The following is a 26,547-nucleotide window of genomic DNA, read 5'->3' on the forward strand; positions in this document are numbered from 1 at the left end:
GCGACACACCGAGACGAATGCCACACCCGGTCGCCTATTCCTCATACGGTTTTGTATGTGGACATCCCCCTCAGCAGCTCAGTCATCCTTGTGGTCGCTGTCGCGCTCTGGATTTTATGGGTTGCCCCTTACGTGCTCCGCAACCGCCGGCATGAGTTCCAGGCTGCCGGTGACCTGACGGTGGAGACCGTTGACGCCGAAACTGCAAACCCGCAAGCCGGGAGGGTCGCACACATGACCGCCCAGCAGGAGAAACGCATGGACACCAGGAAGAGCAGCGAATCCGCAGCCGGCTTCACGCCGGCCAGGTCCGGTGGCCAGCCGGCCGCAAAGGACGGCGGTGCCTTCCGCATCCGCTACGGACGGACAGCCATCGCCCTCGCCGGGCTGCTGTCCCTCATTACAGCGGTGGTCAGCGGCGTCCTGCGGATCTTCGGCATCGGCAACCCCTGGCTTCCGGCCCTGGCGTTCCTGACCGGCGCTGCCGCCGTCGTTCTTCTGCGTCGGCTGGCCGTCCGGGACCGCCGGAAGAAGATGAACGCCGCATTCAGCGCTGCCATGGGTTCGCGGGCTGAAAGCAGTACCCGCACGGAGCGGTATTCGGATCCGGTGCCGTCCGGGGAAGGCGCCGTCCAGCGGGAAAACATGCTCTTCGACGCCGAAGCCGTTGCGCCCCGACCCAAGCCCCTGACGGCGAGGGAACTCCGCGAGGCCGCCTTGGCAGTGGCCGTCGCAGCGGGAGACAACAGTGCCGCCCAGGCTGCCAGCGAACCGGCCGCGGCTGAAGACACCAGCTGGGAGCCGGTAGAAGTTCCCAAGCCCACCTATGTTGAGGCTGCTAAGGCGGACCGCCCCGCACCCGAACCGCTCGATCTTCCGGAGTCTCCCAAGGCCGTCGGCAAGCCTTCGCTCAAGCAGGGCCCCGCCGCTGCGCCGGCCGTGGCAGCGCCGAATGCCGGCCCCGCGCGGCCCCTGACCAAGGCCCAGAGCGCGCTGAGCAACCTTGACGACGTCCTGCAGCGCCGCCGGGCGTAGCGACCGTCCGCGCGGGTGTAGCCTCAGGCCATGACCCGTATCTGTGTGGCCGGCGGCACCGGCCAGGTGGGCCGCGAAGTGGTGAGCCAGGCGCTTTCCGGCGGTCACACCGTCGCCGTCCTCAGCCGCAACCCGCCTCCGGCAGGTTCCCCGGAACACCACGACGGCGCCACTTACTTCCGTGCCGACGTCACCACCGGCGAAGGGCTGGCGGAAGCGCTGGCGGGTGCCGACGTCGTGATCGACTGCCTTGAGGGGCAATCAGGCAAGGCGCTCAGGCTGTTTGCCGCCGGCGGTGCGTTGTTGCTTGCCGCGGCACTCGAGGCCGGCGTTGGGCGGGCGGTCCTGCTCTCCATCATTAACTGCGGTCAGAGCAGTTACGGGTTCTACCGGTCGAAAGCGGACAAGGAACGGGTGTACGCCCGTTCCCAGCTCGAAACCGCGACAGTGCGGGCCACACAGTTCCACAGCCTCGTGGCCGGGCTGTTCGCTGCCGGGTCTCGCGTTGGCCTCATTCCCGTGGTCAGGGGCGCCCGGTTCCAGACGATTTCCCCGGCCGATGTGGCCGCCGCACTGCTGGAAGCAGCGGTGGGGCCAGCGGCCGCCGACCGGCACCGCCTGCGGACGATTGGCGGCCCTGAGATCCAAGATATGAACGACCTGGCGCGCACGTGGAAGCAGGTCACGGGCGCCCGGGGCGTCGTGGCAGCGTTCTCGTTGCCCGGGTCTATGGGCAAATTCCTGCGCGAAGGCAAGAACCTGGCGCCCGGGGAGCGCTACGGACGCGAGACATTCAGGGGCTGGCTGGAAAAGCGGGCGGAAAATTTGTAGCCTAGGGAAACCGGCGTTGCGGTTGTCTCTGGCAGTGGCGCCCCGGGGTTATAGCTCAGTTGGTAGAGCGCTTCGTTCGCATCGAAGAGGTCAGGGGTTCGAATCCCCTTAGCTCCACAGACTTCAGGCTTCACAGGTACTTGCGGCGGGCGCCTTGCCCGCTCCACCCAGCCGCTCAGCAGCCGCTGGTTTGTTCGTCTTCCAGCTCTTCGTCGGACTGGATACGGCGCAGCACGGACAGCCGCTCCGCGATGCGGGCAAGGACCGATGCCTCCTCAACCGGCGCGGCCGCACTCCGTCCGGATGCTTCCCAGTCGAGGGGACCGGCGCCGACCAGGATCAGCACCCTGTCCCGCTCATGGAGCACTCCCACCAAGCCCAGGAACCGTTGCCAGGCAGCCGGCGTGCCGGCGGCGGCCTGCGCAGCCGGTGAGGGGATGCCATCGATCACACACGACGGAAATTGGCCAGCAAGTGCAAGGTAGTCAGCGTCTGTGCGGGGCCCGGAGCACAACTCGCTGAAGCTGACCCAGAGGACGTCCGGGTCAGCGCTCTTGGCGGTCAGGGGCCCCGAGGCGAGGGCCAGCACCTGCTGCTGCGGGGGCGAGGGCCGGAACAGTCCGTAGGCGCCCAGTTGCCGTTCGGTTCCAGGGGTGATGATCAGCCCCCGCTGGAATTCGGACATGACTCTAGAGCCAGCCTTTCCGCTTGAAAATCACGTACATCAGGGCGGCTGTTCCGGCCATGAGGCCGATCGCCATGGGATATCCGAAGACCCAGTGCAGTTCCGGCATGTGATCAAAGTTCATGCCATAGACGCCCGCGACAAAGGACGGCGCGAAGAAAATAGCCGCCCACGACGAAATCTTCTTCACTTGCTCGTTCTGTTCGGCGCTGGCTTCGTTCTGCCGGTTGGCAGTCAGCGTGCCGTCCAGCGTGAGAGCGTTCTGCAGGAGGTCCCGGAAGGAATTCGCGCGGGAAAGGACCCGCTCCACGTGGTCCTCCACGTCCCGGAGGCTGTGCTGGAGGTCCGTGTTCACCTCGTACTTCTGGAATCCCGACTTGAGCTGGTCCATCATGGGCGGAAGCGGTTGGATGGCCCGCTGGAATTGAATGACTTCGCGGGCGAGTTCGTAGATACGGCGCGACACCGTGGAATCGCCGGAGAACAGCTGGTCCTCGATCTCGTCGATGTCGTTTTCCAACCCCGCAATCACCGGGGCGTAATCATCCACCACCTGGTCCAGGAGGGCGTAGAGCACCGCTTCGGGCCCGTGGCGGAGGAGGTCGGGGCGGGACTCCAGCCGGCGCCGGACATGCCCCACGCCGGACATTTCCGCGTGGCGAACGGTCACGACGAAGTTCCTGCCGGTGAAGATGTGGAGTTCGCCGAACTCCACCGTCTCCGTGTCGTCTCGGTACCTGGCGGGCCTGAGGACAGTGAAGAGGTTGTTGCCGTAGCGCTCCAGTTTGGGCCGCTGGTGCGCGGAGATGGCGTCCTCGACGGCGAGCTCGTGCAGGTCGAATTCCTCCGCGACGGAGGCCATCTCCGCTTGGGACGGCCGGTACAGGCCAATCCACGCCATGCCCCCGTGCCTGGCAAGCGTCTCAAACGTCTGCTCAAGGCTCTCCGGTTCGGCGCTCCGGACGCCGTCAACGTAAACGGCGTTATCGATGATGGTCACAGTCGGCAGGTCTCCGTCACGAGGCTCAGGACACTGAAGGGCGTCAGGACATTGCGCCGATGATGGCGCCGGCAGCTGTCATCGCAACCAGGTCGTGGCCGGAATCGATGAGCGTTACGGCTACGGGGCGTCCGGCGAAGCCGTTGTGGATGACGTGCCCGCCGGCACGGAAGATAACCGCCAGGACCAGGGCGAACAACCCGCCGGCCGCCGCGTTGTCCAGTCCCAGTTTGCCGATCAGCACGGCGAGCAGCACGGCCGTCAGCGCCGCGGCAACCATCATGGGCAGCCAGATCCCGGCTCCGCCCTCGGTGTTCTTGAGGTCCTCTTCAGTTTTGCCGATTCCTGCCATCCATCTGTTTCCCAGAACTGCGGGCAGGTACCAAACAAAGCCGATTGCCATGCTGGCGATGAAGGCAAGAAGCACGGCGAGCCAGTTGATGTGGGTTATGTAAGAGAGCCAATCCATCTTCGAATCCTATTCCCCAAGCGAGGCGCCGCCCGCCGGTCAGCCGCCCGGCCGTGTCGGGAGGGTCTGAGCTCCTTGGGCTTAGGCTCCCTGGACTGAAGCTCCCCATGCTTACCCACCCTGGACTGAGGCTCCCTGGACCAGACGGCTGATCAGCGGCTCGGTCCGGTATTGGATGTGCGTGTGGAGCGCCAGCACGGTTTCGGTCCGGATCACCCCCTTGATCCGCAGGATCGAGCGCAGGGCGGCCTGCAGGTTGTGGGTGTCCGTTGCCACCACGCGGCACCAGACGTCGCCGCGGCCGGAAATTTCATGCACCTCGAGGACCTGGGGAATCAGCCGCAGGGCACCCACCACGCCGTCGAGCTCGCGGTGCGTCACCTCGATCGTCACGAAGGCGACGACGTCGTAGCCCACCGATTCGAGGTCGATCTCGCGGCCGCCGTCGTGCAGTATGCCCGAGCGCAGCATCCGCCGGACGCGCGACTGTGCGGTGTTCCGGGCGATGCTGAGCTTGTCGCTCAGTTCGCCGATCTGGATCCGCGGATCGCGGACCAGTTCGAGCAGGATCTTGAGGTCTGTGGGGTCCAGGGTGTTCAAATCATCACTCCGGTTCATGTTTTAGGTCCAAGATTGACGGTTTTGATCAATATTCCCACGGAACAAGGTGATGGTACGCACTCCTGCCTCATTCTGTAGGTATCAATTTCCGTTCGCGGGGCAGCTCCCACAAGGGGCCGGTGCCGCGGAAACACAGGCAAGGGTACGGGCATGACCGTCTTTAGCGAACTTCGGATGCGTCCGGCTGCCGCTGGCCGCTGGAGTTGGAATGCGTCCAACACCTCGCGGCTGGTGATGGCCGGCGTCGTCATCTTTACCCTCCTGGTGGGGGCAAACCTGGCGACGCCCCTCTACCCGCTGCTGCAGGCCAAGCTCGGCATCAGCACCCTCGGCGTCACCGTGGCGTTTTCCGCCTATGTCCTGGCCCTCGTCTCCACCCTCCTGCTGGCCGGTCACTGGTCCGACCACATCGGACGCCGGGCGGCCCTGCTGCTCGCCGTGCTGACGGGGCTCGCGGGAGGCTTCGTTTTTGCGCATGCCGATAGCCTGCCCTCGCTGTGTGCAGGGCGCGCGCTCCAGGGCATCGCCGTGGCCCTCGCCACGGGTGCCAGTTCGGCCGCGCTGCGTGAGCTCCTGCCGCAGCGGCCGGAGTGGGCCTCACGGTTCACCCTCCTGGCCTCCGCGGGCGGGGTGGCGGCCGGCCCGGCGATCGGCGGCGTGCTGTCCCTCCTGCCGGGACCGACCTCCACGCCGTACTTTCTGCACTCCCTGGTCCTCCTTGCACTGCTGGTCCCGCTCTACCTGCTCCGCGCACGCCCGGCCATCAAGCCGGCCGTCGGGCCGCGCCCGCTGAAGGCCCTGGCGCCGCGCCGCCCGTCGGTCTCGCGCGAGGCGCGCGGCGCATTCTGGCTGGCGGCCGCCGTCGGATTCCTCAGCTTCGCCGTCTTCGGTTTCTGCCTCTCCCTTGCGCCGGGATACTTCGCCCGCATCGTCAGCGTTGATTCCCGTCCCCTGATCGGCGTGCTTTCCGGACTCACGCTCGGTGCCTCCGCCCTGAGCCAGCTGATCGGCGTCCGCGGCAGGTTTGCCGTGCCGGCCGGCCTGGCGGTGCTGGGAGGATCCGTGATGCTCATCGCCGCCGCGGCTGCCTGGACCAATCCCTGGCTGCTGATCGGTGCGAGCCTCGCGGCCGGCGTCGGCCAGGGCATCGCCTTCCGGACCGTGTTCAATGACGTGGCCGGCAAGGTGGAGGCTTCCCGCCACGCCCAGATCATCAGTACGGTCTATGTGATCACGTACCTGGGCAGTGCCGTTCCGGTCATCGGGCTGGGACTTGCGACGGCGGCCGTCGGCCTGGACGGGGCCGTGGCGGGTTTCGTTGTGCTCTGCGGCATCGCCGCTGCGGTACTGGCCGCACTATCGCTGCGCCAGAGCCTCTGCGCGGCCTGAGGTCTCGCCGCGGACTGAGCCTTGCGGCCTGAACGGGTCCGGCCTGAACGGGTCCTGCCTGAGTCGGGCACGGGCAAGCCGAAGGTCAGCACGCGGAACCGCCTTGCAAAGGTTTGATTGCAAAGGTCCTGTTGCAAAGAAGGCGTTGCAAATAAAACATTGCAAAGATTTCTTTGCAAGCGTAGCCTTGGCGCATGGAAACTACTCCGCAGGCCGGCAGGAACGACTCGAACGACGTCGAGGAGCTCCCGTTTCCGGTCCGCAAGATGGACACCGCGTCCCTGAAGGCCCTCGCCCACCCGCTTCGGGTGCAGATCCTGGAGATGCTGTCGCGCTACGGGGCGCAGACCGCCTGCGGCCTTGGCGAGTTGCTGGGGGAGTCCAGCGGTTCCACCAGCTATCACCTGCGCCAGCTGGCCAAGCACGACTTCGTCCGTGAGGTTGAGGGTAAGGGAACCGCCAGGGAGCGGTGGTGGGAGCGGCCGCGCGGCGCCCTGCAGGTCTCATCCCCGGAACTCGCCAACTCGCCCGCGACCGAGGAGGCCTCACGGCTGGTCAGCCGCGAGTTCGAGCACAGCCGCCAGGCGGTCCTGGCCGACTTCATGACCCACGGTGTTGAAGCCCTGGACAGCCACTGGCTTCACGCCGCCACCATCAACACCTCCAATGCGCGGATGAACGCCGAGCAGTTGGGGCGGTACGCCCGCGCCGTGGAGGCCTACGGGCACCGGCTGCTGGAGGAGATCCGGGACGAGGGCGAGCAGGAAGGCGCCCGTCCGGTGCAGATCCATTTCAATGCGTTCCCGATCCTTGGCGTTCCCGCCACGGCAGCGAGCCGCGGCACCCGCAAAGCAGCGAAAACAAAGTCCACTCCGAAAACAGGTGCCGAAAGGAAAGAGCCATGAGCGCTCTATCGATCAGCCGGTCAGTCCCGGGCTCCGCCTACCGGCGTGCGTCCTTCATCGAAACCGCGGCCGTGCGCGTGGGTTCCGGACTGGTTGCCTGGGCAGAAAGCCGCCGCACCCGGCCCGAGGAAGTGGTGCGGCAGCTGGAGGCCGCGGCCCTGCGCCGCGACGAACTGAATCTGCTCCGGGCGGACATGCTGGGCGCCGCCCACTCTGGCCTGCCGGCCCCAGCGCTGAGTCACCTGCAGTAGGCCGGCCCGGCCCGGCTGACGGCCCGGCGCGGTCATGCCTGCCGTCCGGCCAGCCCGGCCGCGCCGGCGCCCGTTAGTCCTGTTCCGGCAGCGGCCCGTGGTTGCCCTGGATATGTTCGAACACGAGCGTGGTTTCGGTGTGGCCCACTACGGGGTCGGTCGCCAGATTGTCCAGGACCCAGTCCCGCAGGTCCTCCGTGGTGGCGACGGCGATGTGCAGCAGGTAGTCCACGGAGCCGGAGGTGTGAAACGTTGACAGCACCGCAGGCAATTTAGGCACGCGGGCCGTGAAGCGGTCGATCTGCTCACGGTCGTGGGCGCGGAGCCGGACGGCGATCAGGGCTTGGACCGACCGGCCGATTGCTGACAGGCTCAGCTTGGCCTCAAACCCCTGGATGATGCCGCGTTCGGAGAGCGCACGCGTGCGCATCAGTGCGGTGGAGGGCGCGATGCCCACCATTTCGGCCAGCTGCTTGTTGGAGATCCGGGCGTCGTCCACCAGCGCAGCCAGCAGGCGCTCGTCGATGGCGTCCAGCGGCTCGTTATTTCCTGCTCCGGACCGAATATTCTTCGCGATGCTGCTCACGGACCCTCCTCAAATCGTTCTGAGTTCATCATAGACTCGAGATTCCGGCCGATCCATTCACATGCACTGTCCCTCTCCGAATATTTGCCAGATACTTGCGGCATTCAATGGCGAATAATTCACAAGGAGTATTGTGCTTTCTCTCGACTCGCTGGCAGTCCACGCAGGACGTGACGGCCTGACGGACCAGGGCGTCCATGCCGTTCCCATCGACCTTTCCACGACTGCCCCGCTACCTTCCGTGGGGGAGGGGGGCCTTGCCTACGAGCACCTCGCAACCGGCGGCCCGCATGAGCAGGGTCAAAGCACTGTGTACCAGCGGCTGTGGAACCCCACGGTTGCGCGCTTCGAGGCCAGTGTGGCTCTGTTGGAGGGAGCCCCGGAGGCAGTGGCCTTCGCCACCGGAATGGCTGCCCTGAGCGGCGTGTTGCTGGCAGCCGTCGCGGGCGGCAAGAAGCACGTGGTGGCGGTGCGGCCCCTCTACGGCGGCAGCGACCACATCCTTGCGTCCGGCGTGCTGGGAACCGAGGTGACCTTCACGGACGCGGCCGGGGTCCGCGCTGCCCTCCGGCCCGAGACCGGAATGGTTGTGGTGGAGACTCCGGCCAACCCGAGCCTGGACCTTGTGGACATCTCCGTGCTCGTCGCCGCTGCGGACGGCGTGCCCGTGCTGGTGGACAACACCTTTGCCACCCCCGTACTGCAACGTCCGCTGGAGCACGGTGCCGCCCTGGTGCTGCACAGCGCTACGAAGTTCATGGGCGGCCACGGCGATGCCATGGGCGGGGTGGTGGCGGCGCCGGCGGAGTGGGCCAGCCGCCTTCGCCAGGTGCGGGCCATCACCGGCGGCATCCTGACGCCCTTGCCGGCGTACATGCTGCACCGCGGGCTGGCCACGCTTCCCGTCCGCGTGCGGGCGCAGCAGTCCGCTGCACACAAGGTGGCCTCCGGGCTCAGCGGGCACGAGCTGGTGCGCGCGGTTTACTACCCGGGCCTGCCCGAGTGCGATCCGCAGGGCCTGGTCGGCACCCAGATGTCGGGCCCGGGTTCGCTGGTCGCCTTCGAGCTGCACAGCGCCGAGCACGCCGTGCGTGTCCCGTCGGCCGTCAGGATGATCACCCACGCCGTCTCCCTGGGCGGCATAGACACCCTCATCCAGCATCCCGCGGGCCTCACCCACCGCCCGGTGGCAGACGGCGCCAAACCGCGTGCGAGCCTCCTCCGCATCTCCGTGGGACTCGAAGACGCCACGGACATCCTCGACGACCTCGTCCAGGCAATCGAAGGAACGCGCTAGCCGCGCACCGGGCCGCGGTGTACGACGGCGGTGATCACCGCCGTCGTACACCCCAGGGCAATCACGGTGACGGCCAGCGCCGTCCAGCCGAGCGACTGGAACACCAGTCCGCCGGCCCAGCCGATGATGCTGGACCCCAGGTAGTAGGCAAGGTTGTACAGCGACGCGGCCTGCGCGCGGCCCGTAACGGCGATGGCACCTGTCCACCCAGCCCCGATGCTGTGGGCCGCAAAGAAGCCGCCGGTAAAGACCACGAGCCCGGCCAGGATCAGCACCAGGACCTCGGTGAGAGTCAGGGCGAGGCCTGCGGACATCAGCAGAATTCCGCCGAGCAGCACGTTCCGCCGACCGAACCGCTGTGTCAGGCCGCCGGCCCAGCGGGAGGTCGCCGTCCCGGAGAGGTAGGCCAGGAAGATCAGGCTGATAACCGTGGCGGGCAGGCTGAAGGGCTCGCCGGAGAGCCGGAACCCCAAGTAGTTGTACACGGCCACGAAGCCGCCCATCAGCAGGAACGCCTGCACATAGAGGGCGAGTAGTCCAGGGTTGCGGAGATGCCCGGCCAGCGTGCGGCCTGCGCCGCGCAAGCCGCCGGCCTTGGCCGGGCTGAAGCCCCGGGCCTTGGGCACAAGCACCAGGAACAGGACCGCGGCGATGGTGGCCAGAACGGATACCGCTAACGCAGCGGCACGCCATCCCCATAATTCGCCCACCGGACCGGCCACGAGCCTGCCGGCCAGGCCGCCCAGGGTGGTACCGGCAACGTAGCTTCCGGCAGCCATCGCCGCGTGCGCGCGGTTGATCTCCTCGTTGAGGTAGGCGATGGCAATCGCGGGGATGCCGCCCAGCGCCATGCCTTCGAGCATTCTGAGCCCCAGCAGCATGGGAAACGACGCGGCCAGCGGAACCATCAGGCCCAGCACGGTCGCAGCCGAGATGCCCCAGGTCATGGCGCGGACACGCCCGATCCGGTCTGCCAGGAAGGACCACGGGATAACGGTCACTGCCAGCCCCACGGTGGCAAGGGAAATGGTCAGCGCCGCTTCCGCCGCCGTGACCCGGAGCTCCGCCGCCATGACTGGAAGCACGGCCTGCGTCGAATAGAGCTGCGCGAAGGTCGCCACTCCTGCGAACGCCAGCCCGCCAAGAATCTTGCCGTACGCCGGCGAACCTTTCGCGTGCCCTTCCCACCGCTCCTGATCCCGGGTGACGGGAACGGCCTTGCCGGGCGTTGGCTTGGGGGGTGTTGGCGTGGCGGCCACGGTTTTGCTGGGTGTTGGCATTTTTCCAGCGTAGATCTATGCTGACTAAGCATCCAATGCATGATTTAGCCAGAAATCATGGCAGAAACGGATGAATTTCCTGAGTCGGGGAGCCATGGACCTACAGCACAGGCAGCTCGTGCAGCTGTTGCCGATTCTTCCGCTGCTCGCCGAGCTCGGCCGCACGCAGCACATCACGGAAACCGCCGAGCTCCTCGGTGTTCCGCAGTCCACCGTGAGCCGGGCGCTGGCCCGCGCCAGCGCCGTGGTGGGCACGGAACTGCTCATCCGGGAAGGCCGGGGGGTCCGCCTGACGCCGGCGGCCAAGGCCCTGCTGCCGTACGTTGAATCGGCGCTCGCCGACTTCCGCACGGGCCTGGACCTGGTGCGGCATGAATCAGAAGTGATCCGCGGCCGGATAGGAGTGACCTTCCAGCACACGTTCGGCGAAGCGACTTTGCCGCTGCTGATCAGCGCGTTCCGGAGCCGCCACCCGCAGACGGAATTCGACCTCAGCCAGGGCTCCCGGGACAGCTGCCTTGCCGAGCTGGCCTCCGGCCAGGCCGACTTTGCCCTGACGGCCCCGGTGGCGGCGGCCAGCCGGACCATCGGCTCGGCTGCCCTGTACCGGGAACCGCTGCGGCTTGTCGTCCCTCACCGGCACCGGCTGGCCGGCCGGCAGCGCGCTGGCCTGGCCGACATCCGGAAGGAGCCCTTCGTTGCCCTCGGGCCGGGATACGGGCTGCGGTCCCTCACGGATGCAATGTTCCGGAAAGCAGGATTCCGGCCGCGGATTGCGTTCGAAAGCCAGGACACCCACACGGTCCGCGGCCTGGTGTCCGCCGGGCTGGGGGTCAGTATCCTGCCGCCGGGCGGCGGCGCCGGACCGGGGAGCGACGCGACCGCCCGGGCCGGCGGCCTGGGCTGGGTAGAGATCCCGCTCGACTCCGAGCTCGCTTTCCGGGAGATCGGCATGGCCTGGCGCGAACGCCGAAGCGCGCGGGACGCCGAGCCGGACCCGGTGCGGCTCTTCCGGGAGCTGGTGCTGGCGGACGGCCCCTCGCTCCTCGCCGGCCTGGTCCAGGCACGTTAGGGAGCCGACCTCCGGTTACCCGGCATTGGGAGACCTGACGTTCCGGAACCGGGGTGCGGCTCCCGCGGAGTGCCCTAGCCTTCCAGGAGGCTGCTGATGGCATCCGCCACGGGGCCGGTCTTCGCCGTGCGCCATCCGGTACCAGCCCAGAGATTCAGGCGTTCAGCATCCCCGGCGGCCGCCGCAGCCGCACGGACGGGGGCCGTCAGGTGGTGGATGGCCGGGTAACCCACCGGGGCGTCCCCGTGGTCGCGGACGAACTCGTTGACCAGGGCCCGCGCGTAACGTCCCGTGAAAGCCCGGGTCAGCCTCGTTTCCGTAAACCGTGCGGCTCCCAGGGCGTCCTTGTGGAGCTGCCGGGCGCCGCTCTCGTCGCTCCGCAGCAAGGCAGTCCCCACCTGGGCCGCTTCCGCGCCGGCGGCGAGCACCGACGTCACGGCCGCCGCGTCAGACATGGCACCGGCAGCTATCAGCGGGAGGCCGACGGCGGCACGCACCTCCCGGACCAGTTCCGCCGTCGAGGATGGTGTCCCGGCCGGCCGGCGGTCCCCCAGGAACGCGCCGCTGTGCGCCCCGGCACTGCTGTGCTGCACCACGAGTGCATCGACGCCGCGGTCCGCGGCCAGCTCCGCCTCCGCCCTGCTGGTTACGGTGGCCAAAACCGCCGAGCCCGCCCGCCGAAGGGCGGCCACAACCGATGATTCCGGCAGCCCGAACGCGAAGCTGACCAGCTCAACAGGGTCCAGCAGCAGTTCGTCGATCTTGCCCTGCCAGTGATCGTCGTCGTCGAGCCTCAGCGGAGGGAGGCTGACGCCGTAGCGGTCGGCATCACCGCGGAGGCTGAGCCGGTAGTGCTCCAGCCGGCCCACATCCTCAGGGGAAGGGTGCAGCTGGGCGGGATCAGGCACGAAGACGTTCACGCCGAACCTGATTCCCGCCTCGCGCGCGGCCCGTATCTCCTCGCTCATGGCAGGGACGGTTTTGTATCCGGCCGCAAGGAAGCCGAGGCCTCCGGCACGGCCAACTGCTGCGACGAAGCCGGGGGTGGACGTCCCGCCGGCCATGGGCGCCGCGATGATCCGGGTGCCAAACAGGGCGTGGGACATTGTCTGCTCCTTGAGACGAATCAGTAGGCTGTTCAGGTGACTAACTCTGACAACCTACCCGATGCTCAGTCTGTTCCTTCCGGAAGCACGGTTCCTTCCGGCAGGACACTTCAATCCCACGACGTCGTGATCGGCCTGGACATCGGAGGCACCAAAACGAGGGGAGTCCGCTTCGAAAACGGCCAACCCGTCGCCGACGAAAGCGTCGGAAGCTCGAACGTGCAGAACGTCAGCCGCGAAGAAGCGGCGGCACACCTGGCGGAGCTCTTCGCCAAAATAGGCCAGGGCCCCGTGTCCCACGTCTACGCCGGAGCCGGAGGGATCGACACCGACGACGACGCCGCCGCCCTCGCCGCGCTCATCGAACCGCACGTTCCCGGGGCCAGGATCACCGTGGTCCATGACTCCCGCCTGCTGCTGGCCGCCGGCGGAGCCAGCAGCGGCGTGGCCGTCATCGCAGGCACAGGCTCGGCGGCATGGGGTCGCAACGGGCATGGCGAAGAAGCACGGGCCGGCGGCTGGGGCTACCTCCTGGGTGACGAAGGCAGCGGCTACTGGCTGGGCCGGGAGGCCGTCCGGCACAGCCTGCGCCGCATGAATCAAGGGCTGGAGCCGGACGACCTCACCCGGGCACTCCTCGTGTCCTGCGGGGTGGACGATCCCAACAAGCTGATCGCCCTGTTCCACTCGTCCGCCACCGGCCGCCGCTACTGGGCGCAGCAGGCCAAGCTGGTGGTGGAGGCCGCAGACTCCGGCCACCGAATCAGCCAGCAGCTCGTTGACCAGGCAGGCCACGACCTCGCTGACATGGCTGCCCAGGTGTTGCGGCAACTCAGGCTCGACGGTCCGGTCATCCTCGGCAGCGGGCTGGGCATGAACGTTGTCCGGCTCCAGGACGCCTTCCGGACCCGGCTCGCAGCGGCCGGTGTCACGGACGTTCGCGTGCTTGACCAGGATCCCGTCTTCGGTGTCCTGCAGCTGGTGGGGGAACAGGACTGACCGGCCTGCCTCCAGGCCCACAGCGCCGCGACGGAGTCAGGACCGGGTACGGGGCCTGAGCTGCACGCCGGGCAGCGGCGGTGCCGGGATCCTGCCGGCCTCGCGCCCGGCGTCCGGACCGTGGCCGCGGACCAGCCCGAACCTTGCAGCAGCGGCGGCCGCGTCGGGCAGCGCTGCCTGGGCTTCCCAGTCGGCCCGTGCCAGCGCAACCTCCTCGTGGGTCCTGCCCACGAAGTTCCACCACATGAGCAGTTCCTCCTCGAGGGGCTCACCGCCGATCAGGAGGAAACGGGTCTCCGGCTGCCCGTGCACGTGGAGCACCTCGCGCCCCTCGCCCAGGTAGCCCAGCGGGCCGGGACCGATCTCCTGGCCGTCCACCGTCAGGCCGCCGTCGATCACCAGGACGGCGTGCTCGAACTCCGGATTGAGCGGCAACGCCGCCGCACCGCCGCACCGGACCTCCGCGCCCACGATCGGCGTGTACATCGTGGCCGGCGAGGCGCCGCCCGCGAAACTTCCCACCATCACCGTTGCGACGAAACCCGGCCCGTGGACGGTGGGCAGATCGCGGTGCTGCTCGAAGGCCGGAGGCCGGTTCCTTTCGGCATCAGGCAAGGCCACCCAGAGCTGAAGTCCCCGCTGCACCGGAAGCTGCGCCCCGCCGTCGGCAGCGTCGCCGGCGGAAGCCCCGCCGCCACCGGAAGCCCCACGGCCGCCGTCTGCCCCAGGCTCCGGCAGGACGGCGAACTCGGAGTGCGAAACTCCGTAGCCGGCCGTCATGATGTTGAGTTCGCCAGGCCGGACGATGACGTCACTGCCCACGCTGTCGCGGTGCCGGACGTGCCCTGCCAGCGGCCAGGTGACTGTCTGCAGCCCGGTGTGCGGATGCGGCAGGACGGACATCGGCGTACGGTCCGGACCAAAGCTGTCCAGGAAGCACCAGGCGCCCACGGTGGGCAGGCCGCGCTGCGGCAGGGTGCGCAGCACAATCATGCCGCGGATGCCGCCCAGCGGCACCTCGCGCGCCGGCCACAGCTGCACGCAGGGGCCGCTTCCGGTGCCGGCGCCAAGGCCCGCCGGCGGGCACACTTCCTCCTGCGGGAGGACCTCCAGATTCGTCACAGTCCCACTCTAGGACCGCCGCCCTCGGCCGGCATAGGACCGGCGCTACGCTGGATCCATGAGCGTTCACTTCGACACCCGGCCTGCCGCCTACGCGGTCATCATCCGCGACGGTGCCATCCTCCTCGCGTACTGGAAGCAGGACGGCAAGGAAGGCTGGACGCTGCCCGGCGGCGGCCTGGACCTGGCAGAACATCCCGTGGACGGCTGCGTACGGGAGATCTTTGAGGAAACGGGCTACCACGCCGAGATCGGCCCCATGCTCGGGATCGACGTCGGCCACTGGCCGGCGGGCACCAGGCTGGACGGAATCGACCGGGACTTCCAGTCCCTCCGGCTGGTGTACGAGGCAACCGTGACCGGCGGGGAGCTTAGCCATGAAGTGGACGGCACCACCACCCACGCCGGGTGGATACCGTTGGGTGAGGTCGACTCGCTCAACCGGGTTTCCCTGGTTGATGCGGCCCTGCGGCTGTTCCGGGAGCGTCCGGTTAACGGCAAACTTGAGTGATTTCCCTGACCGGATTCCCTAGCCAGCCCGGCGGGGGCTGGCTATCCTAGGTGAGTCGCCCGGCGTTTCAGTCCGGCGGCTTCGAAGACGGCATGAACTTCTACGGCACGAACTTCGCAGCGGGGAGGTGGACCTGATGATTGCAGAATTCCTGCGCGCAATGCGCTCCGGCAAAAATTCCTTCATTACTCCTGCCCCGGTACTGCGCACCGCCTAAGCGGCACACAACCGCAGCTTCCGCACCGCCATTCACCAGGCACCACGCCCTGTGCGGAAGCAGGCCCGGCGCCCCGGGGCCCCACCCGAGGTTCACAGTGAAAAATCCTTCAGGCAATTCAGCAAGCCCACTTCAACAGTCAACCGGCCTTCCGCGCCCGTCCAGGGACCGCCAGGCTGCCCCGGAGGTGATGAGGGGACCGGTCCGATACGGCTTCACGGATGCCGCCGCGCTGCATTTCGCGGCCCATCCCGTTGACGGCGGTGATGTTCCGGCGCGCGTTGTCCGGGTAGACCGCAACCGCGTAGCGGCGGCCACCTCGGACGGCATCATGCACCTGCCCTACCCGTCGGCCGGCAGGCATCCGTCAGCCGGCGCGGGTCCGGCGGCAGGCGCGGGTCCGGCGGGCGCGGATGCTCCTCCGGCGGTGCCAGCGGCCGGCGACTGGGTCTGGCTCGGGCGCAACCGCGCCGGCGAGGCCGCCATCGTCGGGATCCTGCCCCGGACTTCCGAGCTGAGCCGCAAACGCGCCTACGAGGCCTCCTCCGAAGCCCAGGTCCTCGCCGCCAACATCGATGTGGTGGGCGTTGTGGTGCCGGTGGACCGTCCGCTGACCCACAACAGGCTGGAACGGACGCTCGTGGCCGCCTGGGACTCCGGCGCCACGCCCCTGGTGATCATCACGAAGGCCGACCTGGCGGACATGGCGGACGACGTCGTCGGGAAAGTGATCCTGGAGGCTGCCGGCGTCGACGTGGTGACCACGTCGGCAGAGCAGGGCGACGGGCTGGACGAGCTGCTCGCGCACGTGCAGCCGGGGCGGACGCTCGTGCTGCTGGGCCCCTCCGGCGCCGGCAAGTCAACCCTCATCAACGCGCTCGCCGGCCATGAGATCCAGTCGACGGGGGACGTGCGGGCTGCCGACGGCCGTGGACGGCACACCACCACGTCACGGGAGCTCGTGCCGCTGCCGAACGGGGCCGTGCTCATGGACACCCCGGGAGTGCGCGGGTTCGGGCTCTTCGACGCGGACGAGGGCATGGGCGAGATGTTCGGCGACCTGGAGGAGCTCTTCGGGAAGTGCCGGTTCTCCGACTGCGCCCACGACAAAGAGCCGGGTTGCGCTGTCCGCGCCGCCCTGGAGGACGAATCGCTCGATACGCGGCGGTGGGCCAGCTACCTGAAGCTGCAGCGCGAACTCGCGGCGCTGAACCGGCGCCATGACGCGGCGGCGCGGCGGGCCTATCAGCGGGAATGGCACCAGAAGGTGGCCGTTGCGGGAAGGAGCCAGCGCGCAGCTGAGAGGTACGGCAAACGCTGACCCATCCGGACCGGTGTTGTCTCCGAATGATTACGGTATCCGCGCCGGCGGTTACTTTGCGTCCGGCACTGGTTACGCTTTGTCAAGACGTGCTTTACACCCAAAAATCAGCGTGCCTATGATCAGTTCGCTTGACCGTCCGATGTTACCGCCCAACAGTTAGGTAAGCCCGGGAATGGCCGAAGCCATGATTGAGTTCCAGAGCGTCACCAAGCAGTACCAGAGCGGGCAGCCGGCGGTGGATGAGTTGAGCATGTCCATCGACCAGGGCTCCATCACGGTGTTCGTCGGACCGTCAGGCTGCGGCAAGACTACGTCGCTGCGCATGATTAACCGGATGGTCGAGCCCACGTCGGGAACCATCACGGTCGGCGGCAAGGACGTCACCACGGTGCCGGCCGCCGAACTTCGGCGGTCCATGGGATATGTCATGCAGTCATCCGGGCTCATGCCGCACCGCTCTGTCCTGGACAACATTGCCACGGTGCCGCGCCTGAACGGCGTGTCCAAGGCGGATGCGCGCAAGCGTGCGGGGGAACTGCTCGACGTCGTGGGGCTGGCCTCGGGGCTGGGGAAGCGGTACCCGTCGCAGCTCTCCGGCGGGCAGCAGCAGCGTGTCGGCGTGGCCCGCGCGCTCGCCGCCGACCCGCCGGTCCTCCTCATGGACGAGCCCTTCAGCGCCGTGGATCCGGTGGTGCGGGACGAGCTCCAGCAGGAGCTCCTGCGGCTCCAGCGCGATCTTGCCAAGACGATTGTCTTTGTCACGCACGACATCGATGAGGCCACCGTCCTGGGGGACAAAGTCGCGGTTTTCGCCGTGGGCGGCAAACTTGCGCAGTACGCCACGCCGGAGGAGATCCTGCGCGCCCCGGCCAACGAGTTCGTGGCCTCCTTCGTGGGCCGGGACCGCGGGTTCCGGCACCTCGCGTTCACCACCGCCGACGGCGTCGCCGTCCATCCGGTGCCGACGATCACCGCCGATGGCGGCGAGGCCGGCCGTTCGGAGGCCGCTGACGGCTGGCGGCTCGTGGTGGACGCGGACGCCCGCCCGCTGGGCTGGGAAGGCCCGGGCTCCGACGCCGAACTCATTCCGGGCGGTTCCCTGTTCCGGCCGGGCGACACCCTCCGCCGCGCCTTGGACTCGGCCCTGTCGTCGCCGTCAGGGCTGGGCGTCGCCGTGGACGAGGTCGGCCGGGTCACGGGCGCCGTCAAGGCGGCTGAAGTGCTGGCCGTCATCGAGTCGGCCCGCCGGGTCCGGCAGGGCGCACTCTGATGGACTGGTTCCTGGCGAACAGCGGAATGGTCCTTGAACGGGCCGGGCAGCATCTGGTCCTGGCCCTGGTTCCCATGGTCCTCGGCTTGCTCATCTCCATTCCGCTGGCCCAGGTGTCCCGCCGGCATTCTGCGCTGACGTCCCTGGTGACCACCGTCAGTTCACTGCTGTACACCATTCCCTCACTGGCGCTTTTCATCATCCTTCCGCCCCTCCTGGGGACCCGGATCCTGGACCCCGTCAACGTCGTCGTCGCCCTGACCATCTACGCGGTGGCACTTCTGGTGCGGGCGGCGATGGACGCCTTCGATTCCGTGGATGACGACCTCCGGCAGGCGGCGGTGGCCATGGGCTACAAGCCGGCCGCCCGCTTCCTGCAGATTGACCTGCCGCTGTCCCTGCCGGTGCTTTTCGCGGGCCTCCGCGTGGTGTCCGTCAGCAATATTTCCCTGGTGAGCGTCGCCGCCCTGCTCGGGGTGGGAAACCTGGGAATGCTGTTCACCGACGGGCTGCAGCGCAATTTTGTCACCGAAGTGGTGGTGGGGATCGTTGCCATCCTGCTGCTGGCGCTGCTGATGGACGCGATCCTCGTTGTGCTTGAACGGTTGCTGACGCCTTGGACCCGGGCGTCGGCCGCCTCTGCGCGGTCCGATGCGAAAACGGGTGCGGAGTTCATCGCCGAGACCCACGTCCATGCGGGGGCCGGATCGTGAGCGACATCTTTACCGAGACCTTCGCCTGGCTCGCGGATCCAAAGCACTGGTCCGGGAGCTCCGGAATCACCGTGCGGCTGCTGGAGCACCTGCAGTACAGCGCCCTCGTGCTGGTCATCGCCGCAGCCATCGCCGTCCCCGTCGGGTTGTACATCGGGCACACCGGGAGGGGCCGGGTGGCAGCCGTGGCCGTGGCAGGCGCCCTGCGCGCATTGCCAACGCTGGGACTCCTGGTGCTGTTCGCCCTGATTGCCGGCAGCGGGCTCATGCCGCCGGTATGGGCGCTGGTGATCCTCACCGTCCCGCCGCTGCTGGCAGGCACATATGCCGGTATCTCGAGCGTGGATGCCACCGTAGTGGACGCCGCCCGCGCCATGGGCATGAAGGAACTGCAGATCCTGTTCAACGTCGAGCTTCCCAACGGACTGCAAGTGATGTTCGGCGGCATCCGCACCGCCGTGCTCCAGATCATCGCCACCGTCTCCGTGGTGGCCTACCTTCCGCTTGGCGGCCTCGGACGCTACCTCTTCGACGGGCTGGTCCTTCAGGACTTTCCCCGGATGCTGGCGGGCTCGCTGCTGATCGCGGGCCTGGCAATCGCCGTCGATCTTATCCTGGCCGTAGCCCAGCGGCTGCTGGTTTCACCCGGACTTTCCACGCGTTCCAAGGGCGGCCGCAAGGCCGCCACCGATCTCACGGCTGCCGCACCCGCGGCGGCCGCTGTTCAAGGAGGCACCCAATGAATCACCCCGTCCACACGACCATCACCCGCCGTGGCCTGGGCGGCCTGGCCGCTGGTGTCGGCATTGCCCTTGCCCTCTCCGCCTGCAGCAGCGGCAATCCGCTGTCCTCACCGACCACCAGTGCGGGCAGTGCCGCCGCCGGCGGTTCCCTGGTGGTCGGTTCCGCCGACTTCCCCGAAAGCCAGATCATCGCCGAGATCTACGCCGGCGCCCTCAACGCCGCCGGCGTCACGGCAACAACCAAGCCGAACATCGGCTCGCGGGAGATCTACTTCAAAGCCGTCCAGGACGGGTCCGTGGACGTCGTCCCGGACTACTCCGGCAACCTGCTGTCCCACGTAAACGCCGAGGCGCCCGAAGTTTCGGCGGAGGACATCTACAAGGCGTTGCCCGGCAAGCTTCCCAAGGGCCTCGCAGTCCTGGAGCCCTCCAAGGCTGAGGACAAGGATGCCATGGTGGTCACCAAGGCCACGGCGGAAAAGTACCAGCTGAAGTCCATTGAAGACCTCGCCAAGGTCTGCAAGGACCTCACGATGGCAGCCCCGGCCACGTTCGAAACGCGGTCATATGGCTTCCCGGGCCTGAAGACGAACTATGGCTGTGAGCTCAAGGCTCTGAAGCCGTTCAGCGACGGCGGCGGAAACCTGACCCTGAAGGCCCTTCTGAGCGATGAGGTCCAGGTGGCCGACATCTTCACCACCACGCCGTCCATCGCCGACAACGACCTCGTGGTCCTCGAAGACCCCAAGAGCAACTTCAAGGCCCAGCAGGTGCTGCCGCTCTACAACGAGGCCAAGATGACGGACAAGGCAAAGGAAGCCCTGAACGGTGTCTCGAAGGTACTGACCACGGAGGACCTCATCAACCTCAACCGGGCAGTCAGCGGCACCCAGAAGGAAAACGCCAAGGACGCCGCAGCCGCGTGGCTCAAGGACAAGGGCATCGTCAAATAGCCCCAGGGTAAGGGAGCACAGCGCCGCCGGCACCGGAGCTCACCTGATGATGCAGAACAAAAGGACGACGGCGGCTGCCGGACTCCTCCGGAAACGGGGGTGCCGGCAGCCGCTGTCGGCGTCTGAGCGGGCCCGCACTTCTGCGCCGGGCCATGGGCGGAGTGTGAGCCAAGTCTCCCCGGAAGTACATCCCGCATATGGCATATTTGATGGATGGCAGAATTCAAGCAGTCCACCAAGCTTCATAATGTCCTTTACGACATCCGTGGACCGATTCTTCAGGCCGCCCAGCAGATGGAGGCGGAGGGTCACCGGATCCTCAAACTGAACATCGGAAACCCGGCACCTTTCGGTTTTGAAGCGCCGGACGCCATCCTCGTGGACATGATCCGCCACCTGCCCCATGCCCAGGGCTACAGCGACTCGCGCGGCATCTTCTCGGCGCGCACGGCAGTCTCGCAGTACTACCAGACCCGCGGTATCCAGAATATCCACGTGGACGACATCTACCTGGGCAACGGCGTCAGCGAACTGATCACCATGTCCCTCATGGCGCTGCTCGACGACGGCGATGAGGTCCTCATTCCCACCCCGGACTACCCGCTGTGGACCGCCTCGGTGGCCCTCGCGAGCGGGCGGCCCGTGCACTACCTGTGTGACGAGGAATCGGGCTGGCAGCCGGACCTGGAGGACCTCGAAGCCAAGATCACGCCGCGCACCAAGGGCATCGTGGTCATCAACCCGAACAACCCCACCGGCGCCGTTTATCCGGAGAGCACGCTGCGCAAGATCGTGGCCCTCGCGGAAAAGCACGGCCTGGTCATCTTCGCCGACGAGATCTACGAGAAAATCCTGTACGAGGACGCCGTCCACGTGAACATGGCCGGCCTCACCGGCGATGACGTCCTGTGCCTGACGTTCAGCGGGCTGTCGAAGGCCTACCGCGTCTGCGGATACCGCGCGGGCTGGATGGGTATCTCCGGGCCGAAGAAGGATGCCTCCGACTACCTCGAAGGCATCAACCTGCTGGCCAACATGAGGCTGTGCGCCAACGTGCCGGCGCAGCACGCCATCCAGACGGCGCTGGGCGGCTACCAGAGCATCAACGACCTGATCCTCCCCGGCGGCCGGCTGCTCGAGCAGCGGAACAAGGCCTACGACATGCTGAATGCCATTCCCGGGGTCAGCACCCAGCAGGCCAGGGGCGCCCTGTACCTGTTCCCCAAGCTGGATCCCGAGGTCTTCCACATCCGGGACGACGAAAAGTTCGTCCTGGACCTGCTGAAGGAGCAGAAGATCCTGGTGTCCCACGGCAGGGCCTTCAACTGGGTCCGGCCGGACCACTTCCGGATGGTGACCCTGCCCAACGTCAAGGACATCGAGGAAGCAATCGGACGCATGGGAGACTTCCTCAGCAGGTATCAGGGGAACTAGCCTGTTCCCACATACAACCTGTGGAAAGAGGTCCCCATGGCCGGCGTCGTGGAATTCGCGAAGTTCCCTTCCGGAACGTTGAAGGTGGAGGAGGGCTTCAGCCTCGCGGACGTCGATCCTGACTCGACGCCCGGCTACAAGGGGGAGAAAGCCGACGGCGAGGCTCTGCTCACCGACCTCGACAGCAAGCTGGCCGAACTGCAGGAGCAGCTCTTCGCGGAGTCCAAGTTCGGGGGCGGCAAGAGGGTGCTGCTCGTCCTGCAGGGAATGGACACCGCGGGCAAGGGCGGCATCGTGAAGCACGTCCTGGGCACCATGGATCCGCAGGGCGTCCAGTTCAAGTCCTTCAAGGCGCCCACGCCGGAGGAAAAGGCCTACGACTTTCTCTGGCGGATCGAAAGGGAGGTGCCTGCGGCCGGCATGATGGGTGTCTTCGACCGCTCCCACTACGAGGACGTCCTGATCCATCGTGTCCACCGCTGGGCCGACCCGAAGGAAATCGAGCGCCGCTACGCCGCCATCAACGAGTTCGAAGCCCGGCAGACGGCGGTGGGAACCACCGTCATCAAAGTCATGCTGAACATCAGCAATGAAGAGCAGAAGGAGCGGCTGCTGGCCCGGCTGGACAATCCGGCCAAGCACTGGAAATACAACACGGGCGATCTGAAGGAGCGAGCGTTCTGGGACGACTACATGGCGGCGTACCAGGCCGCGTTCGATGCGACCAACACCAAGAACGCCCCTTGGTACGTAGTGCCCGCGAACAAGAAGTGGTACGCCCGGATTGCGGTGCAGCAGTTGCTGCTCGAGGCGCTCATGGCGCTCAAGCTGGAATGGCCAAAGGCTGAGTTCGACGTCGAGGCGGAGCGCCGTCTGGCCGAGAGGTCCTGATCCCGGCGGGCCCCGTGTGTTTGCGGTTTAGCTGTCTGCTTGGCTGTCCCTGCGGGCAGCCGCGAGCCTCTTGCGGGCACCCTCGAGCCATTCCTCGCAGCGCTTGGCCAGCGCCTCGCCCCGTTCCCAGAGCGCCAGTGAGTCCTCGAGGCTGGTCCCGCCTGCTTCGAGCTTAGAGACGACGCCCACCAGCTGTTCCCTGGCTTCTTCATAGCTGAGGGACTCGATGTCTGGCTGGCCGGCGGAAGGCGCGCTGTTTTGGTCGGCGCCGGTGGAGTGCTCTGTCATGGTGTTCTGGCCTGTCATGTCGGTGGGGTGGGTTCCATTGGTCCGGCTGGTGCCGCCGGCGGGGTCGCTCACGGTGCTTCCGGGATTTTGGCGTCAGGCATGTGCGGCATCGGATCCGCCGGTCGACTCGGCGCCGAACCGTCCGCCGGCGACGCGGACGGAGAGTGCCGTTCCGCTTGGGGCCTGCGAAGGATGGCGAACCACGGTGCCGCCCCCGCCGGGGGATGCGTTGTTCCCGGAGAGCTGGACCACGGCGTAACCACGGTCCAGGGTCTGCTGGGGCGACAGGGACCGGACCTGCGCCTGATGATGGAGTAGCTGATCGGCCGCTCGGGTGACGGCTGCGCTGATGGCCGCGGTGGAACGGCGGGTGAGCCGGTCCACGTCTTCGGCGCGCGCGGTGACCATGCCTTCCGGAGCTGCGAGTACGGGGCGTGAGCGAATCGCTGCAAGGCGATCGGTTTCCCGGGCCACCAGCTGGGTAACAGAGCGGCGCAGCTGGGCCTCCGCCTGACGGACCCGGGCGAGCTCCTCCGAGACTTCCGGCACAATCCGCTTGGCGGCGTCCGTGGGGGTGGACGCCCGGAGATCCGCCACATCGTCCAGGATGGGGCGGTCGGCTTCGTGGCCGATGGCGCTGACAACTGGTGTCCGCGCGGCCGCAACAGCGCGGATGAGTTCCTCGCTGCTGAACGGCAGGAGGTCCTCAAGCGCCCCGCCGCCACGGGCAATGACGATGACGTCGACGTCAGCGCGGGCGTCGAGTTCCCGGAGCGCTCCGATCACCTGCGACACTGCCGTGTTTCCCTGGACCGCGACTTCGCGGATCTCGAATTCGACCGCGGGCCAGCGCAGGGCGGCGTTGCGGAGGACATCTTTCTTGGCATCCGAGTCGCGCCCGGTGATGAGGCCGATCCGGTGGGGGAGCAGCGGCAGCCGCTTTTTCCGCGACTCGGCAAAGAGTCCTTCGGCGGCGAGGGCATGGCGCAGCCGTTCGATCCGTGCAAGGAGATCGCCCAGCCCCACGGGGCGGATGTCCTTGACGGACATGTTCACGCGCCCGGTCTTCAGCCAGAACTCGGCCTTGAGCAGCGCCACAACCCTGCTTCCGCGTTCAAGCGGGGTTTCCTGGCGGTCCAGGACGTTGGACCAGATGGACGCCGGCAGCGAAATTTCGGCGTCCACGTCCCTGAGGGTGAGGAATGCGCTGCTGCCGCGCCGGTTCAGCTCGATGACCTGTCCCTCGACCCAGGCGGCCGGTGCCCGTTCGATGTGCGTCTTAAGTTTCTGGGACAGCAACTGCAGCGGCCAGGGGTTGTCCGGGCTCGTGTCGGCGGCGGTGGCAGGCACTGTGGTGGGCCCGGAAGCCGGCACCGTGGCATTTTCAGCCATGTGCAGCCCCGATGGCGGCGATTGCCTGTTGCATGTGGCGGTCCTTTGCCTTCGCGGTGGGTTAACCAACTCTATCCATAGCTCTACCACCGGGCGGCGACATTTTTGATCGGGAGGCGGCGCCCCTAGGATGGCAGTGTCCCGACGACAAGCCAGGAACCCGACCAGCTAGGAATCCCTTGCGCTCTTTTGTTGCGGCCTTGGCCGTCATCCTTGGTCTGCTGCTGTCCGCCGCTGCCGTCCCGGCAATTTGGGTGGACCGTAGCATCGTGCAGGAGGATGGCTTCGTGGCACTGGCGGCGCCGCTGGGCAAGGATCCGGCGTTCCAGAAACGGCTGGCGACCGCCGCGGTGGGCAGCATCGACGCAGGGGCAAGCCTTCCCGGTCCAGTGGCCCAGCTTGTCCGCCCGGTGCTGGAAGCGGCAGCGGCATCCCTCACCGGCCTGCCGGAGTACCCGGCCGCCTGGGAAGAAACGCTGCGAAAGAGCCACCGCCTCAACTTCGCTGACCCGGCAACGCTGCCGCCCGAAGCAGACTCTGCCACGTCCCTCACCCTTGACGTGGCCCCGCTCGTTGCGCTGGCGACGAAGCAGATCTCCGATAAAGTCGGCGTCCCCCTGGAGGCTCCGAAGCAGACGCTGGTGAACCTCGGGCAGTCCAGCCAGCGCCAGCTGATCGAGCGCGTTTCCGCGTACTCCCCGGTCGGCTACAGCCTTGCCCTCGGTGCCGGGGTGGCGTTTCTGCTGGCGCTCGTGACCGCGCAGCGCCGCTGGAAAGTGCTGGCGGTGATCGGCCTCGGCGGGCTGGGGCTGGCCGGATTGTGGACGGTGGCATCCGGCTGGGTTTCGGGCGCCGTGGCCAGTACGGCCAGCGGAAACGAAATGGCCGACCTCTTCAAGCGGGAGTTCGTCGCGGCGGCAGCGGCCGGATTCGCATCCTGGATCCTTGCCGCCGCGGTGGCCGGCGCAATTTTCCTGGCGGCGGGGCTGCTTATCCGGGTCATCGGGGGCTCCGCGCGCCGGGTGTGAGCCAGCCCTACCCCGCCCGGGGCGGAGCCCGTCAACCGGTAGCATGGAGAAATGACCTCCTCAGCAGTTTCCCTTTCGATGCCAACAATCCCGCGCAGGCGGCGTTCGCCGGAGGAAGTGCTCGCTGCCGCTCCGGTTGCCGGCCCCAAGAAAGTTCTGCTGGCGGCTCCCCGGGGCTACTGCGCAGGTGTTGACCGCGCCGTCATCGCCGTCGAGAAGGCGCTGGAACACTACGGCCCGCCCGTCTACGTCCGCAAGCAGATTGTCCACAACGTACACGTGGTCAGTTCGCTTGAGGAGCAGGGGGCCATCTTCGTCGATGAAACCGATGAGGTCCCGGAAGGCGCCCTGGTCATCTTCTCCGCTCATGGCGTCTCTCCGGCCGTCGTCCAGTCAGCGGAGGACCGCGGGCTGCGCACGATCGACGCCACCTGCCCCCTGGTGACCAAAGTCCACAAGGAAGCCGTCAGGTTCGCGAAGGACGACTTCGACATCCTGCTGATCGGCCACGACGGCCACGAGGAAGTGGAGGGCACCGCCGGAGAAGCCCCTGAGCACATCCAGATCATCAACGGCCCGCACGAAGTGGACAAAGTGACCGTACGTGACCCCGAGAAGGTCATCTGGCTGTCCCAGACCACCCTCAGCGTGGACGAAACCATGGAAACCGTGCGGCTGCTCAAGGAGCGGTTCCCCACACTCCAGGACCCGCCCAGCGACGACATCTGCTACGCCACCACCAACCGGCAGGTGGCCATCAAGAAGATCTCCCCCCAGGCGGACCTGGTGATCGTGGTCGGTTCGGCGAACTCATCCAATTCCGTGCGCCTGGTGGAAGTGGCGCTCGAATACGGCGCCAAGGCCTCCTACCGCGTGGATTTCGCCAACGAGGTGGACGAAGCCTGGTTTGAAGGTGTCGCCACGGTGGGAGTCACCTCGGGAGCGTCCGTGCCGGAGGTCCTGGTCAAGGATGTCCTCCGCCTCCTGTCCGACTACGGCTATGACTCCGTGGAGGAAGTTGTCACCGCGGAAGAGGATCTGCTGTTTTCCTTGCCGAAGGAACTTCGCGCCACCCTCAAGAAAGCCGGGGACGTCTCACGGGCGCTCGGTGGCAGGCGTTCAAACTAGGACCCCC

At 67.2% G+C, this 26,547-nt stretch carries 28 protein-coding genes and 1 tRNA gene; 19 read left to right on the forward strand and 10 right to left on the reverse strand.

Annotated features, from left to right (window positions below):
* Window positions 1-57 precede the first annotated feature (57 nt).
* The 3 genes from ABFP37_RS03390 (at window position 58) to ABFP37_RS03400 (ending at window position 1,983) form a co-directional block, all read left to right on the forward strand.
* A complete protein-coding gene (locus tag ABFP37_RS03390) occupies window positions 58-1,035 on the forward strand; it encodes a hypothetical protein (RefSeq protein WP_347032735.1) in 978 nt (325 codons plus the stop codon).
* A 30-nt stretch (window positions 1,036-1,065) separates the two neighbouring features.
* A complete protein-coding gene (locus tag ABFP37_RS03395; protein ID WP_078027160.1) occupies window positions 1,066-1,866 on the forward strand; it encodes an NAD(P)H-binding protein in 801 nt (266 codons plus the stop codon).
* Between the two features lie 44 nt (window positions 1,867-1,910).
* Window positions 1,911-1,983 (forward strand) — tRNA-Ala (locus tag ABFP37_RS03400).
* Window positions 1,984-2,041: 58 nt separating this feature from the next.
* On the opposite strand, the gene zapE is transcribed toward ABFP37_RS03400, so the two are convergent.
* From zapE to ABFP37_RS03420, 4 genes are all read right to left on the reverse strand, one after another.
* Window positions 2,042-2,551, reverse strand: a complete 510-nt coding sequence (zapE, locus tag ABFP37_RS03405; protein ID WP_078028148.1) for an AFG1/ZapE family ATPase — start codon at window positions 2,549-2,551, stop codon at window positions 2,042-2,044.
* A 4-nt stretch (window positions 2,552-2,555) separates the two neighbouring features.
* Window positions 2,556-3,551: a magnesium/cobalt transporter CorA gene (gene corA, locus ABFP37_RS03410; RefSeq protein ID WP_078028147.1), complete on the reverse strand. Its 996-nt coding sequence runs from the start codon at window positions 3,549-3,551 to the stop codon at window positions 2,556-2,558.
* A gap of 43 nt (window positions 3,552-3,594) precedes the next feature.
* Window positions 3,595-4,020, reverse strand: a complete 426-nt coding sequence (locus ABFP37_RS03415) for a DUF1761 domain-containing protein (protein WP_078028146.1) — start codon at window positions 4,018-4,020, stop codon at window positions 3,595-3,597.
* Window positions 4,021-4,131: 111 nt separating this feature from the next.
* Entirely contained in the window at window positions 4,132-4,638 is a 507-nt protein-coding gene (locus ABFP37_RS03420; RefSeq protein WP_078028145.1) for an Lrp/AsnC family transcriptional regulator, read from the reverse strand.
* A gap of 153 nt (window positions 4,639-4,791) precedes the next feature.
* On the opposite strand from ABFP37_RS03420, the gene ABFP37_RS03425 reads away from it, so the two are divergent.
* The 3 genes from ABFP37_RS03425 to ABFP37_RS03435 all read left to right on the forward strand — a co-directional run bounded on the left by ABFP37_RS03425 (window position 4,792) and on the right by ABFP37_RS03435 (window position 7,186).
* The gene (locus ABFP37_RS03425) at window positions 4,792-6,030 is read left to right on the forward strand and encodes an MFS transporter (protein WP_347032736.1); all 1,239 of its coding nucleotides are present in this window, start codon (window positions 4,792-4,794) and stop codon (window positions 6,028-6,030) included.
* A gap of 194 nt (window positions 6,031-6,224) precedes the next feature.
* A complete protein-coding gene (locus ABFP37_RS03430; RefSeq protein ID WP_347032737.1) occupies window positions 6,225-6,935 on the forward strand; it encodes a helix-turn-helix domain-containing protein in 711 nt (236 codons plus the stop codon).
* Window positions 6,932-7,186, forward strand: coding sequence for a 2-nitropropane dioxygenase (locus ABFP37_RS03435; RefSeq protein WP_078028142.1), 255 nt, complete (start codon window positions 6,932-6,934; stop codon window positions 7,184-7,186). The genes ABFP37_RS03430 and ABFP37_RS03435 overlap by 4 nt, the downstream gene beginning before the upstream one ends.
* Before the next feature lie 73 nt (window positions 7,187-7,259).
* On the opposite strand, the gene ABFP37_RS03440 is transcribed toward ABFP37_RS03435, so the two are convergent.
* Window positions 7,260-7,772, reverse strand: coding sequence for an Lrp/AsnC family transcriptional regulator (locus ABFP37_RS03440; protein ID WP_078028141.1), 513 nt, complete (start codon window positions 7,770-7,772; stop codon window positions 7,260-7,262).
* Between the two features lie 133 nt (window positions 7,773-7,905).
* On the opposite strand from ABFP37_RS03440, the gene ABFP37_RS03445 reads away from it, so the two are divergent.
* A complete protein-coding gene (locus tag ABFP37_RS03445; RefSeq protein ID WP_347032738.1) occupies window positions 7,906-9,069 on the forward strand; it encodes a PLP-dependent aspartate aminotransferase family protein in 1,164 nt (387 codons plus the stop codon).
* Here the strand turns inward: ABFP37_RS03445 and ABFP37_RS03450 are convergent.
* Complete coding sequence (locus ABFP37_RS03450; protein WP_347032739.1) at window positions 9,066-10,349, reverse strand: MFS transporter; 1,284 nt, start codon at window positions 10,347-10,349, stop codon at window positions 9,066-9,068. The genes ABFP37_RS03445 and ABFP37_RS03450 overlap by 4 nt on opposite strands.
* A gap of 94 nt (window positions 10,350-10,443) precedes the next feature.
* On the opposite strand from ABFP37_RS03450, the gene ABFP37_RS03455 reads away from it, so the two are divergent.
* Window positions 10,444-11,421, forward strand: coding sequence for a LysR substrate-binding domain-containing protein (locus tag ABFP37_RS03455; protein ID WP_347032740.1), 978 nt, complete (start codon window positions 10,444-10,446; stop codon window positions 11,419-11,421).
* Between the two features lie 74 nt (window positions 11,422-11,495).
* Here the strand turns inward: ABFP37_RS03455 and ABFP37_RS03460 are convergent, their stop codons facing one another.
* Window positions 11,496-12,527, reverse strand: coding sequence for a nitronate monooxygenase (locus ABFP37_RS03460; protein WP_347032741.1), 1,032 nt, complete (start codon window positions 12,525-12,527; stop codon window positions 11,496-11,498).
* A 36-nt stretch (window positions 12,528-12,563) separates the two neighbouring features.
* Here ABFP37_RS03460 and ABFP37_RS03465 point away from each other — a divergent pair, with 36 nt between their 5' ends.
* Window positions 12,564-13,526 carry a BadF/BadG/BcrA/BcrD ATPase family protein gene (locus ABFP37_RS03465; RefSeq protein ID WP_347032742.1) on the forward strand — a complete coding sequence of 321 codons (963 nt, stop codon included), beginning with the start codon at window positions 12,564-12,566 and terminating at the stop codon, window positions 13,524-13,526.
* 36 nt (window positions 13,527-13,562) lie between these two features.
* Here the strand turns inward: ABFP37_RS03465 and ABFP37_RS03470 are convergent, their stop codons facing one another.
* Complete coding sequence (locus ABFP37_RS03470) at window positions 13,563-14,648, reverse strand: pirin family protein (RefSeq protein WP_347032743.1); 1,086 nt, start codon at window positions 14,646-14,648, stop codon at window positions 13,563-13,565.
* 58 nt (window positions 14,649-14,706) lie between these two features.
* On the opposite strand from ABFP37_RS03470, the gene ABFP37_RS03475 reads away from it, so the two are divergent.
* The 8 genes from ABFP37_RS03475 to ABFP37_RS03510 all read left to right on the forward strand — a co-directional run bounded on the left by ABFP37_RS03475 (window position 14,707) and on the right by ABFP37_RS03510 (window position 22,704).
* Complete coding sequence (locus ABFP37_RS03475) at window positions 14,707-15,159, forward strand: NUDIX domain-containing protein (RefSeq protein WP_078028135.1); 453 nt, start codon at window positions 14,707-14,709, stop codon at window positions 15,157-15,159.
* A 407-nt stretch (window positions 15,160-15,566) separates the two neighbouring features.
* Window positions 15,567-16,697 carry a ribosome small subunit-dependent GTPase A gene (gene rsgA, locus ABFP37_RS03480; RefSeq protein WP_347032744.1) on the forward strand — a complete coding sequence of 377 codons (1,131 nt, stop codon included), beginning with the start codon at window positions 15,567-15,569 and terminating at the stop codon, window positions 16,695-16,697.
* Between the two features lie 187 nt (window positions 16,698-16,884).
* Window positions 16,885-17,970: an ABC transporter ATP-binding protein gene (locus ABFP37_RS03485; RefSeq protein WP_347032745.1), complete on the forward strand. Its 1,086-nt coding sequence runs from the start codon at window positions 16,885-16,887 to the stop codon at window positions 17,968-17,970.
* On the forward strand, window positions 17,970-18,683 hold the full coding sequence (locus tag ABFP37_RS03490) for an ABC transporter permease (protein WP_078028132.1): 714 nt from the start codon (window positions 17,970-17,972) through the stop codon (window positions 18,681-18,683). The genes ABFP37_RS03485 and ABFP37_RS03490 overlap by 1 nt, the downstream gene beginning before the upstream one ends.
* Entirely contained in the window at window positions 18,680-19,426 is a 747-nt protein-coding gene (locus ABFP37_RS03495; RefSeq protein WP_347032746.1) for an ABC transporter permease, read from the forward strand. Before ABFP37_RS03490 ends, ABFP37_RS03495 begins: the two co-directional genes overlap by 4 nt.
* Window positions 19,423-20,379: an ABC transporter substrate-binding protein gene (locus ABFP37_RS03500; protein ID WP_347032747.1), complete on the forward strand. Its 957-nt coding sequence runs from the start codon at window positions 19,423-19,425 to the stop codon at window positions 20,377-20,379. Before ABFP37_RS03495 ends, ABFP37_RS03500 begins: the two co-directional genes overlap by 4 nt.
* A gap of 213 nt (window positions 20,380-20,592) precedes the next feature.
* Complete coding sequence (locus ABFP37_RS03505; protein ID WP_078028129.1) at window positions 20,593-21,813, forward strand: pyridoxal phosphate-dependent aminotransferase; 1,221 nt, start codon at window positions 20,593-20,595, stop codon at window positions 21,811-21,813.
* Window positions 21,814-21,849: 36 nt separating this feature from the next.
* Window positions 21,850-22,704, forward strand: coding sequence for a polyphosphate kinase 2 family protein (locus ABFP37_RS03510; RefSeq protein WP_078028128.1), 855 nt, complete (start codon window positions 21,850-21,852; stop codon window positions 22,702-22,704).
* 27 nt (window positions 22,705-22,731) lie between these two features.
* On the opposite strand, the gene ABFP37_RS03515 is transcribed toward ABFP37_RS03510, so the two are convergent.
* Both ABFP37_RS03515 and xseA read right to left on the reverse strand, forming a co-directional pair.
* Window positions 22,732-23,064: an exodeoxyribonuclease VII small subunit gene (locus tag ABFP37_RS03515; RefSeq protein WP_347032748.1), complete on the reverse strand. Its 333-nt coding sequence runs from the start codon at window positions 23,062-23,064 to the stop codon at window positions 22,732-22,734.
* A gap of 21 nt (window positions 23,065-23,085) precedes the next feature.
* The gene (gene xseA / locus ABFP37_RS03520) at window positions 23,086-24,384 is read right to left on the reverse strand and encodes an exodeoxyribonuclease VII large subunit (protein WP_347032749.1); all 1,299 of its coding nucleotides are present in this window, start codon (window positions 24,382-24,384) and stop codon (window positions 23,086-23,088) included.
* A 179-nt stretch (window positions 24,385-24,563) separates the two neighbouring features.
* Here xseA and ABFP37_RS03525 point away from each other — a divergent pair, with 179 nt between their 5' ends.
* Window positions 24,564-25,412, forward strand: coding sequence for a hypothetical protein (locus ABFP37_RS03525; protein ID WP_347032750.1), 849 nt, complete (start codon window positions 24,564-24,566; stop codon window positions 25,410-25,412).
* A gap of 51 nt (window positions 25,413-25,463) precedes the next feature.
* Window positions 25,464-26,540, forward strand: a complete 1,077-nt coding sequence (locus tag ABFP37_RS03530; RefSeq protein WP_347032751.1) for a 4-hydroxy-3-methylbut-2-enyl diphosphate reductase — start codon at window positions 25,464-25,466, stop codon at window positions 26,538-26,540.
* Window positions 26,541-26,547: the final 7 nt, after the last annotated feature.

The sequence above is a fragment of the Burkholderia sp. RS01 genome, from assembly GCF_039748055.1.
In the GTDB taxonomy this organism is placed as follows: Bacteria; Actinomycetota; Actinomycetes; order Actinomycetales; family Micrococcaceae; genus Arthrobacter.